This is a genomic window from Mesorhizobium sp. WSM4307, from assembly GCF_007003945.1.
Classification (GTDB): domain Bacteria; phylum Pseudomonadota; class Alphaproteobacteria; order Rhizobiales; family Rhizobiaceae; genus Mesorhizobium.
Genome location: NZ_VFTB01000020.1, coordinates 1 through 12,780 on the forward strand (window position 1 = coordinate 1; position 12,780 = coordinate 12,780).

Here is a 12,780-nt window from a genome sequence, read left to right on the forward strand (position 1 = left end):
CGATCTCCGATCCCAATACAGGATCGGCAACCTCACAGATCGCGACCACTCCCGAAAGGTGGTCCGGAAACACCGCTCTGATGTCCGCTGTCAAGGTTTGGAACGCATGAGGTCGCCCGATCCGAGGAACGGCTGCTCATTCTGATGATCGCGCATGGGTGGGGAGGCGGAACTGAAGGACGTCGGTGATCAAGCTCTGATGCGCGGGTTGGCTACCGCATTCCCGATTGTGCGTCCGGGGCTGTTCCTATCTTACTGCGGGCGTCGGTCGATTTGCCGGCCACAAAGCGTCTGACGGGCATTCCCCTGCCGTGGTCCCGCCTCCGCCCATGCGCGATATGTGCGCCATCGCGGCGAGCGATCAGGTGACGCGCGCCTCCCTTGCGACTGCCCACATAAAGCCGACCAGTTCACGGGCGATCGCGGTGCAGACGACCGTTGTCCGTTTGCCCCGAGCGCTCAGCATGCGGTAGCGGGCTGTCAGGCGGGACTGCGCCTTCCAGGCGATCTCACGCACCTTCGGTGACGCCTGCTCCAACCGGTATAGCTTCGCCTTCCCGACCTTGGGCGGATGTCGATAGGTCCAGGCGCTCTCGACCAACATGTGGCGAACCCGACCGTTGCCTGCCTTTGTGATGCCGCCGCGCCGGACTGTCTCCCCGGTTGAGCGCTCGCCGGGGACCCGACCGAGATATCCCATGAGCTGGCGTGGGCTTTCGAACCGGCTGGCGTCGCCGACTTCGGTGACGAACGTCACGGCGACAATTAGGTCTACCCCACGCAATGTCTGAAGCGCCCACACGATCGGTGCCAGCGACCAGGCCGGGACGAACTCTTCGATCACACGCTCCAGCCGCTCGACCCGCTCTTTCGAGACGCGCACCGCCTCGACCATCTCCTGGAGTGCGATCTGATGCGCGGGATGATCGAACCTTGTTCCTGAAGCCAGCGTAGATAGCGCATCGTCCAGCTCTTCTTTCGCGGATAGCTACGGCCGTGCTTGAGCATGAATGCGCTCACCTGCTGGCGATGGACCCGCAGCGTCTCGACCGCGCCCGCCCGCGCGCGAACAAGATCCCGTATGGACTCGTGCCCTTCATCGGGAACCCACACCGCGGTCAGCTCGCCGGCGCGCAATAGTCGGGCAAGGGAAATGGCGTCTCGACGGTTCGTCTTCACCCGATCGCCGGGCTTCCTTGGTATCAATGATGGTGCAACCACGGTGCACTCGTGCCCGAGCGACCGGATCAGGCGATAAAGGCCGTACCCGGTCGGCCCAGCCTCATAGCAGAAATGCACGTAATCAAAGCGGCTGGCGATCCGGCCTATGACCCGCCGCATGCTGGTCGCCGACGCGTCGACCTCACCGAAGAACCGAACCTCTCCTTCCCGGCCTGCCTCCGCAATCGCAATAGCGTTCTTAAGCTTCGCAACATCGATTCCGACAAATGCTTCTCTATAATCCGCCACGGCTCGTCCTCCTGTGGTGAGGATCGGCTCGGCCCGTCCGAGCAACCCTCGGACGCGCAGTGTAGGGCGAGCCACCTCATCGGCAGAGGCGGACATACGGTCTTACTGTCAAGACGCTGACGACCCAGAATCGCCGGGCGCTGCTGACGGCCCTCAAGTCGCTTCAGGAAAAGGCCATCGCCATCGAGAACGACATCCGTGGCCTGTTTCGTAACTTCGGTCTCAAAGTTGGCATTGTCGACGGCCGGCAAATTCGCGGATCGCATCCGGGACCCTTCCGGTGACATTCCGGAACTCGAGACATCATGGAGACGTTGCTCACCGCCCGTCGGAAACTTTGCGAGCAGTTCACGGTGCTACACGAAAGACTGTTGTCGATCGTGAGGGGTGACACGGTTTGCAGGCGGTTGATGACCGTGCTGGGCGTCGGCCCTATCGTTGCACTGGGTTTCAACGCCACGGTCGATATTCCTGCCCCCTTCAGGAATTCGAAGGACGTGGGGCCGTATCTCGGTTTGACGCCGCGGTTACATCAATCAGGCTAGGATAATCGCGTCGGCAGGTCAGCCTAGGAAGCTTGAATGGGATTGACTTCAACACGCCGAATAGACAAGTCCAGGCATTTGGTGGAGCGGATTGAGAGTGAAGCGCTCGGGCTGGGAAGCCCATGCCTTGCAGATGAACTCGTAGGGTGAGACCTTTGAGGGCCTTCAGCCTGCGGCCGAAATTTGTAGGCCGCAACAAAGTCGGCAAGATGCCGACGCAGTTGGTCATGATCGTCGTAGTGGAAACGCTTGCCCGTCGCGTCCTTGATGGTGCGGTTCATTCGCTCGACCTAGCCGGTGGTCCAAGTATGCTTTGGCTTCGTGGTTCGAAGCACAGCGCGACGATGCGGCCCCCGAACGTGCTTGCGGGCTTCCTGGCGCCGCGACGAGCGCTTGCAGGCGCTGACGGTCGCTGGCCAAAACGGTGAAGGGGGATGCTATTGCGCATGCATCTAACTCGCACGCCAAACCGCAAAACGGAATCCCGAAATCGGACTCTTTTGATCCGATCAATCCACTATGAGACGCCGATTCCGAAATAGCGGGTGTGGGCGACATTGAGGATGCGATTGATCAAGCTTACGAAGCTGTGTCCGCCGGCCGTTGCAGCTGTGCCATAACTGGAGTGTATACCAAGGGCCGGCACCGAGTTCATCTCTAGGACAAACGGTTGGCCTGAGCGATCGATCCGGAAATCGACGCGGGCATAGTCCCGGCAGTGGCAGGCACGGAAGGTCGCAACCGAAATATCCCGTAACATCGTCTCAAGCCCGCTCTCGATTTTCGCCGGGCAAATCTTGGGCACCGCTGCGGCCGCCACGTACTTCGCATCCCAATTCATAACACGCGTTTCGCGGTCACCGAAGTCCTGCTCCACTAGAGGCAAAACTTCGGGCTCCCCGTTTCCGAGCAACGCAACGCAGATTTCCCGCCCCTCGATGTATTCCTCCACTAGCGCATCCTGAGCATGCTGCGTGACGATCACTTCGACGGCCTGCCGCAACTTAGAGTGTTCATGTATGATCTGCAATCCGAAGCTGCAGTCCTCCTCCCGCGGCTTCACTACCACTGGGAATCTCAGGTCGCCGGTGTTCTCGGTGCCGCGACGCATCACGCGAAAGTTCGGAGTCGGCACGCCCTGATCGCGGATGAGCATTTTGGTAATGACTTTGTCTCCCGTCAGCCCAATCCCGAAGGGGCTACATCCAGTGTATGGAACACCGGCCATCTCAAGCATGGCAGGAACATGAGTGTAACGCTTTTCGCCCTGAATTCCCTCCGCCAAGTTGAAGACCATTCCCGAGGGGCGACCTTGCGGATCAGGTGGCATGAACCGCTCGAGACTGGCGAGCAGTCCTTTATCGCCTTCACACACTACCGTCTCGTGGCCGCCCTCTTGAAGTGCCGCCACCACATCTTCCAACGTGCCGCTATGCGGCCAAGGCTGCGGCGGCTGCGGACAAGGCTGACCGAACCGGTTAATCACACCGTTGAAATCACTGTTCGTTACGATGGCTACTCGCATGAGCTATCTCCTTTGACGTTTGTCTGCTGTCACGAAACCAATGAAAACTGGATGGAGGCCAACCGCTATATCAACATTGACGACCTGCACGAGTACAAGAGGCTCGAAGCACCATGGCTGACCCTTTTCACAACCCCCTCCACAAACATAGGTCCACCACCCGGTTCCCTCTCCGGTTCCCGACCCTTTCCGCTGGCGGTGCTCTTTTTGCCCAAGTAGCTCGAAAGACGGCGAGTTGGGTTGCGGTACCATCAATAAAGCCTTATGCAGGGTTTATGCCAAAACAGATGATAACCGGCGGATGAGAGCGCTCCGACGCGAAATGATCGCTTCAAAAACCGTGCCAACCTCGCAAAATGCACGTCGGCCAGTGCTTTGAGTTTGATATCAAACTTACGGTCATATCAGGTACTAAACTGGCCCGCACAACCACTATGTCGCAGGCGCGACAAAATCCGACAGAGATCGTATCCCAGGGGACGAGCGGCGACCCATCCGCAGTCTTTTGACGCTCGCCGGTCCCTTACATCGAGCCCTGGCGTCCAGAATTGAAGTTGGGCGAAGGCGATCCGCATAATCGTATGCCCGGCCTGGCCGGCTTCAACGTGCGAGCGCTGCAGCAGTTTCAACAATGATGGCGAGTCGGCATAAATCTTCTTGAGAGGCTGGCGCTTAATCCCGGAACAAACGCGGCAATCAGCACTTCGCCTTGCTCATTTCGATGACGGCCATAGTGTTATTGCGCGCTTCAAAAGCTGGACAGCGATTCCGCTAATTCCCGGACAGCGTTTTCACAAAAGTCCGACAGTTCGTCGAGGTTGGTCCTCGGCAGCCTGGTTGCTGTAGGGCTGATTGATTTCGGTGTTCTCGGAGTCGGTCAAGAGGGCCGAGGCTTTTTTCTTCGGATGCTCTCGCCCTGAAGGGCGATGCGGTGTGCATTGTGCACGAGCGGTCGTGTATAGCGTCGGCGACCGTGCTGTCGTTAATAAGGTCGTGCCAGCTTGCCACGGGGACCTGGGCGGTGATCAGGGTGGATTTTCTCTGATAGCGCTCCTCGACGATTTTCGAAGAGGTGGAAGCGCTGCTGATCGGAGAGAGCATGGTTGCCGAAGTCGTCGTGGATGAGCCAAGTGGACACGGGTGAGCTTGTCGATGAGGCGGGGAAAGGAACCATCGATGCGTCGCTCTCGAACAGGATAACAGTGCGGCTTCGGAAAAGTCCGGACAGGCTTTCCGGTAATCTCAATGATGAGATCCGCGCCCGCCGTTCCAAAAAAAGGTTCGGCACGAAGCCCGCATTTTTTGCACTGGGCTTACGGCGTGCTGATCCACTGTTTCGTCATTACTATTCCCGAGCCTTGCAACCGAGCCGGAAGCGTCAGGCGAATGCAGGATTCCTGCGCTCGTAGAGCGTCCCAGCTTGGTCAGCACAACCTGACGATACGCGCCATCTTGGCGGCAAAGGCATTTGACGCAGCTGAATTGTCACGATCAGACGGCAGTTGGATCCTCATTGGATGGCCAGTGTTGCAAAAATCACAGGCTGGAGATCGGACTTGCGCCCTGGTGAATTTCCGCCACCGCATCGGGGTCGGTCTTCAACCCGGCAACTTCGACTTCCCAATTATAATAGAGACCGCGGCCGGGGCTTTGGCGGAGAGGGTCAGTCCTGGCGATGCCTCTCTCGAGCCGGCCTACATTGCAGCTGCCAGGCGGTTGGTTGAGCGCGGAGCCGTCGCGATAACCAGGGACTGCGGCTTCAGTATCTGGTGCCAGGCTGCACTGGCCACGTCTGTCAAACTTCCCGTGGCCATGTCGAGCCTGCTACTGGCGCCCACGCTCCTCCGGCAGCTTCCGGCCGGCGCAAAGCTCGCCGTCTGGCCGCAGACTCAAGACACTGCGGCGAAGAGCTGCTGGGCATGGATTCATCCGCAGGGGCAAGAGTAGCCATCGGCGGCATCGAAGGTAATACGCGGCCGGCTAGTGTTACCGAAATGGAGTCCCCGGGTTGCAGTCTGTGTCGCGACTTCGCGCCGCACATCCCAAGATTGACGCACTCCTATTTGAATGTACATTGTCCCCGATGGTGACGTCAGCAATCCGTCGTAGGACAGGACTGCCCATCTATGACGCCGCGCCCCTTTATCGAATGACATTCGCGTCCGTGGCTTGACCGCTTGGAGGCCGTCAGGTGCTTGAGCGCGGCAGTCTCAAGTTTTAAGGGGTGGCAGCGTGGAATCTGCTCCTCGCGAAAGAAGGAAGCCCCAGGCGACTTTCGATCGTATATGCCGCGGCTAGGACGGAGGTGTCGGAATAGCGCGCGCCGACCAGTTGTAGCCCGACGGGCAGCCCTTGATCATCCAGGCCCGATGGAATCGATGCTGCTGGTTGCTGGGTCAAGTTGAAAGGGTAGGTGAAGGGCGTCCAGTCCACCCACCCCTTGTAACTATCATCCGGCACATTTCGCCCGACGGGGAACGGCGCGATAGGCATCGTCGGTGTGACCAAGAGATCGTAATTTTCGTGGAACTTCGCCATCAGAGCGGAGAGCTCGAACCGCATCGCCTCAGCTTCCTGAAATTCGGTAAGGGTGATCTTCAGCCCGCGTTCGGCACCTTCCAGAAAGCCAGGATCTAGTAATTGTCTTTGCTGTTTGTTCATTCGTGACACAATACGGGCGGCGCCAGCGAACCAGAATGTAGAAAACACCTCCACCGGATCCGCAAATCCCGGATTGACTTCGGCCACCTCGGCCCCAAGAGCTCGAAGCTGGTCGATCGCATTATCGGTAACGTTTTGGATATCTCGCGCCACCTTGACATAGCCGAGGTTCCGACTGTAGCCGATCCGCAGGCCCCTGATGGTGGTCTTTGCTGGATCGGGGTCGAGACCTAGGTACGCCGGACCCGCATAGCCATCGCGAGCGTCCTTTCGTGCAATCACATTCATCATCAGGATCGCATCCGCAACGGTGCGGGTCACCGGCCCCAAATGAGACAGCGTTGTCATGGCGCTAGCTGGCCATTGCGGAACGATGCCGAAGGTTGGCTTGAAGCCGAAGGTCCCCGTGAAGCTCGCCGGTATCCGGATTGATCCCCCGCCGTCGCTACCCTGATGAAGAAAGCCAAGGTTGAGCGCAGCCGCAACTGCCGCCCCTCCCGACGACCCGCCTGGTGTCAGGTCAGGATTCCAGGGATTGCGGGTGATCCCGTAGACCGGGCTGTCTGTTACCCCTTTCCAGCCAAATTCTGGAGTGGTTGTCTTGCCCAGGATAACGCCACCGGTCTCACGGATACGGGCTGGAACAGGGGCGTCTTCAGTCCAGGGTCCCTCGGTGCTGCCGGACAATGAGCCACGTCTTGTCGGCCAGCCTCGTGTCAAGGTGAGGTCTTTGATGGTGGCCGGAATGCCATCTAGTACTCCGGCTGGTTCCCCCTTCATCCATCGACCCTCCGAGGCCCGGGCAGCAGACCTGGCCCCTTCGTGGTCGACGAGGCAAAATGCGTTCAGCGCCGGGTTGTTGGCGTCGATGCGGCTGAGACAGTCATCGACGACTTCAACAGGCGAGAGCTGCCGCCTTCGGTAGAGTTCCAGGCATTCGCACGCCGACAGACCCTCAAGAGATGTTGGCACGGATGAACGAGTTTTCATTTTACGAGGTCCGCTACATTCAAGCCTGGCATAAGACGGCAGTTATTCATTCGTTCTGCGGCCCTTGTCAGACCGATCATCAAGACGTCGGACGGGATCCCAACGTGTTCTCTACGAGCTTGATCCAGTACGATGTTCCATAAGGAATCGCCTCGTCGTTGAAATTGTAGGCAGGGTGATGCAGGCCGGCGCTGTCACCGTTCCCGCACCAGACGAAAGCACCCGGCCGCGCCTGCGCCAGGAAGGAGAAATCTTCCCCCCCCATTACCGGTGGCGTCTCGAGCACATTGTTTTCACCGGCCACGCCCTTGGCCGCGCTTCTCGCAAGGTCGGTCTGCTGGACCTCATTGAAGAGAATTGCGTCGAAGCTCTGAAATTTAATATCTATCTTCGCGCCGGTTATCTGGGCGATGCCGGCGACCACTTCGCCCACCCGCTCCTTCACGAACTTGCGCACCTCCGGCTTTAGCGTCCGCATGGTGCCCACCAACTCCGCTGTTTGCGGAACGACGGGGACTAGTCTCTGCCCGGACTGGAACTGGTGGAACGAAATTCCTGCCGAGTCGACAGGGTCAATGTTCTGAGCCAGGATATGCTGCAGGGCCGTCACAAGCTGAGCGCCGACCAGAATCGGATCGATGCATTCATGAGGCCTTCCAGGGTGCCCCCCTCGCCCTTCAATGCTAATTTCTATGCTATCAGTTGCCGCCATCACTGGACCTTGCCGGATTCCGAAGACACCTACCGGCAAGCCCGGACGATTGTGCATTCCGTAGATGTGCTCGATGCCGAACCGCTCCATCAAACCGTCATCTAGCATGGCAACGGCGCCGGTACCGATCTCCTCGGCAGGTTGGAAGATCATGACCGCCGTTCCAGCGAAATTCCGAGTATCGGCAAGATAGCGCGCGGCACCCAACAGCATCGCGGTGTGGCCGTCATGCCCACACGCATGCATCAAGCCCTTGTTCTTGGACGCATAGGGCAGATCGGTCGCTTCGTTGATCGGCAGCGCATCCATGTCAGCGCGCAATCCGATAACCTTTGGGTTACCGTCGCTCACGACGCCGTTGCCCTTGATGACGCCAACGACGCCGGTTTTGCCGATGCCGGTCGCGACGGCGTCGCAGCCGAATTCGCGCAGGCGCTCGGCGACAAATGCCGAAGTACGGGGGATGTCGAAGCCCAGTTCGGGATGTGCATGGATGTCCCGGCGCCAAGCCACTATCTCGGGGAGAAACTCTGCGACGCTATTGAGAATTGCCACGGGGACTTTCCTTTCTTGCCGGTTGCAGGCGAATTTCACGCTTTGTCCTTGCGAGAGCCGGGAGACCCGTTTCCGCGCTGCCGGGAGCACAGCATCCTCTGTGCGACGTAGGCACCCCAGCTATTCCGCCGACTGAAGCCGCTCCAATTAGCCGGGGACCGACAATCCTGAATTCCGCTCCGCCCAGAATGTAGCAAGTGCCAAAGAGCTTGGTTGCGCGAAGGGCGCCTTGGTCCCGCAGAATATCATCGTTTTTTGGTCATTGGCGCATAACACCTGCAGGCTGAGAGGAGGTGCCCTGGTATATATGCGGGACCATTCAAAATAGGACAGCCGACATTCAGAAGTGCGGGACAACTGCGACCCGCGGAAGGCGCGTGGTGGTTGCCTGGGCGGGCTCTTTTGAAGGCTACTCTTCAGCAATTGGCAGAGCAAACGACGCCTTGATCCGATCCATTACAACGATTGTCTTGAACCCCTTTACTTCAAGATGTTCGTAAAAAAAACGACGGGTAAACGCCTCGTACTCGGCCATGTCCTGAGCAGAGACCGTAATAATAAAATCCGCTTCACCCGTAACGTAGTAAGCGTTCATGATCTCAGGCGTCCGCCGAATTGCCTGCTTGAAACGATCGATGATATCGGCGCGATCGCGCTCGAGAGTGATGGATACCAGCAGGAGCAGGGGCCGACCGACGGCTTCCGGTGAAACTATGGCAACGTCCGCTTCGATGACGCCAGCGTCTCGAAGTCGCTTTAATCTCCGCTGACAAGCGGTAGCCGATAGTCCGGCAAGTTCGCCCAATTCCTCTGTCGTAAGGCGATTGTTGCGCTGCACGACGTTGAGAATCTTCCGGTCAATTCGATCCAGATCCATTCACAATCTCTGCTCATGATGATATCGGCCAATGCCAAGGCCGCCAGTCCGTACGTCCAAAATGTAGCAAGTGCCAAACGCCCTCTCGGCGCTAAAGTCGGTCCAAGTCGCAGAAAATCGGCGTTTCTTTCGCCATCTGCGCACAATACCGGCATAGTATAACTATCTGAGGGGTGCCGCTGAATCGATGGGCGTTGCTGGTGAGCAGTTGCGGGCCAGCGCAAGAACGGCAGATTCGATCGGGTGGGGGCGATCCCCGGTCGAAAAGATCCTACCGATCTCGTTGCTCAGGCGCAGAAAACATGAGTTGCAGCACGCTCGCATCAGTTCGAGGCAAGCGTGTTAGGGAGCGACATCACCAAGGGTGTCGGCGTTGCAGCATAAATCGGAGACCATGAGAGTCAGGCTATGAACCGGCCCCGGCTTTCGGATGCCTTACGGCCCTCGCGCGTCGGCCGCGAGTGAACTATGATCCGCATGGGTGTGGGGCTGGAGGAGAAGGTCGTCGGCTCAGTCAGGCTAACGTCGCTCCAAGCACTGGTAAGAAGCCCTATCCGCGGTCTGAGAATTACCCAAATTGATCTCTCGTGAGGCAGTTGTTGCAGCTGCATTCCGTCGAGACGCTTCAGTGATCCGCGAGAATGGCTCGCGATCTCTGCGTGAATCGCGGTTTGGCGCAGGAATGCGGCGTGGGAGACCGAATGTTAGACCAAAGTCGGCACGAGCACCGTGTAAAATGGGCAGGTCAGCGCAGACCAGTCTGGCGGCATTCTTACCCTTGCCGGAACGATCGCCTGAACAAGGTAGCTCAACCGCCGTCCGCACTCCCAGGAGAGAAAGCCATATGCTTCCCTTGGACATCCTCCGAAAGGAGTTTCCAGCCACAGCAAACGCCATCTACATGGATGTCGCGAACCAGGGCCTCATATCAAGCACAACATTGGCTTCAATCGAGCCTCATTTGAACAATCGGCTGCATGGCCTAAACGACGAAGAAAGAATGCTCGAACACGTCGAGCGTACTCGCGCTAGGTTCGCACAATTTATCAATTCAGATCACGATGAAATTGCAATTACCAAGAATGCATCGGAAGGCATCAACATCATCGCTAATGCGATCGATTGGAGAGATGGAGACAACGTCGTTCTATGCCCAAAATTGGAACACGCAAATAATATCTTGCCATGGATTCAGATCAGAGACCGCTACAATGTCGAGTTGCGAGTCGTAGAGCCGGATAACGGCTCAATTCCCCCTGATGCATTCGTAAAGGCGATTGATTCTCATACCCGCGTTGTTGCCTTGGCGACGGTGACGATGGTTCCGGGGTTTCGGACCGTCATGGAGCAGATATCCGAAGCCTGTAGGCACTACGGTGCATTTCTTTTGGCGGACGCGACGCAATCTGTTGGGATACTCCACACCGACGTCAATCGACTTGGCGTAGACGGTGTAGCAGTGTCCACTGTGAAGGGTTTGATGGGTCTTTATGGATCGGGTTTTTTATATTGCCGTAAAGAATGGGCCGATCGGCTGAGCCCGGCCTATCTTGCGCGCTTCAGCGTAGATTTCGGAAACGCGCCAGAATCAGCTCCGGTACCTAGTTTTGTAAAGTTGCGCTCTGGCGCGCCCCGCTTTGATATCGGGCATTACAACTTCCCTGGCATGTTGGCTGCATATGCATCAATGGGCCAGCTACTTGATATCGGAACCGAGGCGATCGACCAGAGCGTTACCTCACTCGCAAAACGTATGGCCACTGGTCTCTTAGATATCGGGCTTCCGGTCTGCGGCGGGCCACCAGGCGCTCACACTGGAAGTATCGTAGCCGTTGGCGATTCCAGCGATCTTGTTGAAGGGCGCCCAGTCGACGCCCGCATTCGGTCGCTTCACGAGCATTTCACGAAGAACGGGGTAATCGTCTCAATACGCAGAGGCATGCTCCGGTTTTCCCTGCATCTTTACAACACCGCCGATGAAGTCGATCGCGTAATCAATCTGGCCAAGAGCTGGTCGAAGTAAGAGCGACACGGCTAGTTCATGCACACAGGAGAGTACATGTCGACCCAGAGCGCCGAGACTATCGGACTTCTCCAAGATCTTATAAAGATCGAGAGCATCAATCCATCGCTGTCGCCAAAAGGTAGTGGAGAGCAAGGTGTAGCCAAGTTCCTCGAGGGTTTTTGCAAGGAGCGGAAGCTGGCTTACGGGATACAGGAGGTGGCCGATGGTCGCTCGAATTTCCTGACCTGGGTACCTGGGAAAGAACCCGATAGGCGTATTCTATTCATTGCTCATATGGATACCGTTCCTATCGATAGGTGGGAATCAGATCCATTCTCGGGTGAGCAACGGGACGGGCGAATATATGGGCGAGGTAGCTGCGACACAAAAGGCTCACTTGCAGCTATGTTGATTGCGCTTAGCTCACTTGGTGAACGGCAGCCCCGGGCCACGGTTGTTGTGGCAGCCAGCATTGACGAAGAGTACCGCAAACTTGGCGCCCGCGCTATAGCCGATTCCGGTGTCGCTTATGAGGGTGCGGTAGTCGGTGAACCCACCGAATTAGAGCTCGTTGTAGCTCACATGGGTTCTGTCCGCTGGCAAATCGAGGTTCAGGGTGTACCGGCTCATACGTCGAAGCCTCATCTCGGAGTGAACGCGATCACGGGCATGGCCAAGGTGGTATTGGCACTTGATGAGCACCATCGATCCCTTGTGTCTCGGGCGCAGCACCCATTGGTAGGGTCATCACAGCTGACCGTGAGCCTCATCGAAGGAGGTTTGGAACTTACCACTGTACCGCCGGTATGCCGTATCTGGGTCGATCGGCGTCTCATACCCGGGGAGCGGCCGCAGGACGCGTTGGCGGAGGTAGAAAGCATACTGGAAGGCCTTCGCCAGGGCGAAGACAAGATCAATGTTCGGTCATTGCTTCCCGCATTGGAAGACCCGCCTCCAATCAGTTCCGGGTCGAGCAAAATTGCAGCAGTCGCAGGAGCGGCTTGTGCCCACGTCGCGGGGACCGGAGAGCAGAAGGGAGCCACCGGCGGCTCGGATGCAAATCAGCTGTCATTGGCTGGGATCCCGTGTGTGATTATCGGACCCGGGCGTACTGCCCAAGCCCATACGAACAACGAGTTCGTTGAAATCGATCAACTGACCAAGGCTGCTGATTTGTACCAGAGAATCATGCTCACATATTAGGAGTGGCCGGCCTGATGGGGGTGCTCAAACCCCGTCCATTGGGCCGCGGACGCCCCGGATGCTGCATGAGCGTGGCGGCCGCAACGTCCCGATCTTCGCTGGTCTCGTCGGCGCTTCCCACGTAGATCTTGCCGCCCGTGCTTGAAATTCTGTTGCGACAGGCAGAGTGCGTCTTCACCATAGGGAGGGCATGATCTTCCACCGGAGACGCAGAGCCACCGAAAATTTGGCGCTCAT

Annotated in this window: 9 protein-coding genes and 2 pseudogenes; 4 read left to right on the plus strand and 7 right to left on the minus strand. The window is 57.8% G+C overall.

Annotation, left to right across the window (positions count from 1 at the left end; all coding sequences use genetic code 11):
* Nucleotides 1-361: 361 nt before the first annotated feature.
* A pseudogene (locus tag FJV83_RS33735) lies at nucleotides 362-1,566 on the minus strand (IS110 family transposase).
* A gap of 209 nt (nucleotides 1,567-1,775) precedes the next feature.
* Here FJV83_RS33735 and FJV83_RS37320 point away from each other — a divergent pair.
* Complete coding sequence (locus tag FJV83_RS37320) at nucleotides 1,776-2,015, plus strand: IS110 family transposase (RefSeq protein ID WP_063169335.1); 240 nt, start codon at nucleotides 1,776-1,778, stop codon at nucleotides 2,013-2,015.
* A 48-nt stretch (nucleotides 2,016-2,063) separates the two neighbouring features.
* Here FJV83_RS37320 and FJV83_RS33745 read toward each other — a convergent pair.
* The 3 genes and pseudogenes from FJV83_RS33745 to FJV83_RS33755 all read right to left on the minus strand — a co-directional run.
* Nucleotides 2,064-2,344, minus strand: a pseudogene (locus FJV83_RS33745) (integrase core domain-containing protein); the annotation flags it as partial.
* A 188-nt stretch (nucleotides 2,345-2,532) separates the two neighbouring features.
* A complete protein-coding gene (locus FJV83_RS33750) occupies nucleotides 2,533-3,540 on the minus strand; it encodes an ATP-grasp domain-containing protein (RefSeq protein ID WP_063169333.1) in 1,008 nt (335 codons plus the stop codon).
* A 771-nt stretch (nucleotides 3,541-4,311) separates the two neighbouring features.
* Entirely contained in the window at nucleotides 4,312-4,641 is a 330-nt protein-coding gene (locus tag FJV83_RS33755; protein WP_272482847.1) for an ATP-binding protein, read from the minus strand.
* 20 nt (nucleotides 4,642-4,661) lie between these two features.
* Between FJV83_RS33755 and FJV83_RS37610 the strand changes: the two genes are divergently transcribed.
* Nucleotides 4,662-4,949, plus strand: a complete 288-nt coding sequence (locus FJV83_RS37610) for a hypothetical protein (RefSeq protein ID WP_164754281.1) — start codon at nucleotides 4,662-4,664, stop codon at nucleotides 4,947-4,949.
* An 808-nt stretch (nucleotides 4,950-5,757) separates the two neighbouring features.
* Here the strand turns inward: FJV83_RS37610 and FJV83_RS33765 are convergent.
* The 3 genes from FJV83_RS33765 to FJV83_RS33775 form a co-directional block, all read right to left on the minus strand.
* Nucleotides 5,758-7,191, minus strand: coding sequence for an amidase (locus FJV83_RS33765; RefSeq protein ID WP_063169332.1), 1,434 nt, complete (start codon nucleotides 7,189-7,191; stop codon nucleotides 5,758-5,760).
* 79 nt (nucleotides 7,192-7,270) lie between these two features.
* Nucleotides 7,271-8,458 (minus strand): M20 aminoacylase family protein, encoded by a 1,188-nt coding sequence (locus tag FJV83_RS33770; RefSeq protein WP_063169331.1) that lies wholly within the window; start codon nucleotides 8,456-8,458, stop codon nucleotides 7,271-7,273.
* Between the two features lie 409 nt (nucleotides 8,459-8,867).
* Nucleotides 8,868-9,335 carry an Lrp/AsnC family transcriptional regulator gene (locus tag FJV83_RS33775; RefSeq protein WP_063169330.1) on the minus strand — a complete coding sequence of 156 codons (468 nt, stop codon included), beginning with the start codon at nucleotides 9,333-9,335 and terminating at the stop codon, nucleotides 8,868-8,870.
* An 844-nt stretch (nucleotides 9,336-10,179) separates the two neighbouring features.
* Here FJV83_RS33775 and FJV83_RS33780 point away from each other — a divergent pair.
* Both FJV83_RS33780 and FJV83_RS33785 read left to right on the plus strand, forming a co-directional pair.
* On the plus strand, nucleotides 10,180-11,358 hold the full coding sequence (locus tag FJV83_RS33780) for an aminotransferase class V-fold PLP-dependent enzyme (RefSeq protein WP_063169329.1): 1,179 nt from the start codon (nucleotides 10,180-10,182) through the stop codon (nucleotides 11,356-11,358).
* Nucleotides 11,359-11,394: 36 nt separating this feature from the next.
* On the plus strand, nucleotides 11,395-12,543 hold the full coding sequence (locus FJV83_RS33785) for a M20 family metallopeptidase (protein WP_063169328.1): 1,149 nt from the start codon (nucleotides 11,395-11,397) through the stop codon (nucleotides 12,541-12,543).
* The last annotated feature ends 237 nt before the right edge of the window (nucleotides 12,544-12,780 follow it).

Bases quoted from the DNA above. Each gene is read 5' to 3' on its own strand.
- FJV83_RS33775 (WP_063169330.1), bottom strand. From the start codon at position 9,335: ATGGATCTGGATCGAATTGACCGGAAGATTCTCAACGTCGTGCAGCGC.
- FJV83_RS37320 (WP_063169335.1), top strand. From the start codon at position 1,776: ATGGAGACGTTGCTCACCGCCCGTCGGAAACTTTGCGAGCAGTTCACG.
- FJV83_RS37610 (WP_164754281.1), top strand. From the start codon at position 4,662: ATGAGCCAAGTGGACACGGGTGAGCTTGTCGATGAGGCGGGGAAAGGA.
- FJV83_RS33785 (WP_063169328.1), top strand. From the start codon at position 11,395: ATGTCGACCCAGAGCGCCGAGACTATCGGACTTCTCCAAGATCTTATA.
- FJV83_RS33750 (WP_063169333.1), bottom strand. From the start codon at position 3,540: ATGCGAGTAGCCATCGTAACGAACAGTGATTTCAACGGTGTGATTAAC.
- FJV83_RS33780 (WP_063169329.1), top strand. From the start codon at position 10,180: ATGCTTCCCTTGGACATCCTCCGAAAGGAGTTTCCAGCCACAGCAAAC.
- FJV83_RS33755 (WP_272482847.1), bottom strand. From the start codon at position 4,641: ATGCTCTCTCCGATCAGCAGCGCTTCCACCTCTTCGAAAATCGTCGAG.
- FJV83_RS33765 (WP_063169332.1), bottom strand. From the start codon at position 7,191: ATGAAAACTCGTTCATCCGTGCCAACATCTCTTGAGGGTCTGTCGGCG.